Source organism: Halalkalibacter oceani, from assembly GCF_023715705.1.
In the GTDB taxonomy this organism is placed as follows: domain Bacteria; phylum Bacillota; class Bacilli; order Bacillales; family Bacillaceae_D; genus Halalkalibacter; species Halalkalibacter oceani_A.
Genome location: NZ_JAMBOS010000085.1, coordinates 1 through 472, shown reverse-complemented (window position 1 = coordinate 472; position 472 = coordinate 1). Strand labels below are relative to the sequence as shown.

Annotated in this window: 1 rRNA gene; it reads left to right on the top strand. The window is 43.4% G+C overall.

Annotated elements, in window-relative coordinates:
* A 16S ribosomal RNA gene (locus tag M3212_RS21750) occupies positions 1-93 on the top strand; the annotation flags it as partial.
* Between the last annotated feature and the right edge of the window lie 379 nt (positions 94-472).

Sequence of the window (472 nt, the reverse complement as noted above, 5' to 3'; positions counted from 1 at the left end):
TTTTGGAGCCAGCCGCCTAAGGTGGGACAGATGATTGGGGTGAAGTCGTAACAAGGTAGCCGTATCGGAAGGTGCGGCTGGATCACCTCCTTTCTATGGAGTTTATACTCTAATCGAACTTACACACTAGCTGTGTAAGGAACGCTTCGGTTCTTTTGTTCAGTTTTGAGAGGATTCAATACTCTCTATCATACTTTGACAAAGAGAATCAAGCAGATCGAGGAAGCGAATGGTCGAAGGAATGGAGCGTAGTTGTCTACGTGACATGACCGAGATCCATGAAGCTGACGAAGAGCTGCACCGATTATCTGCCGTCAATGGGTTCTTTGAAAACTAGATCATGATAACAAGTAAGTTCATCGGAGTCTTGTTCACATAACAAGATGAGATCGAACGAACGTCAAGAATTCAAAGGCAATGGAGACATTGTCTAAAAAACGACCTTTTGATAAAGATCGTTTTTGGCAAAGAG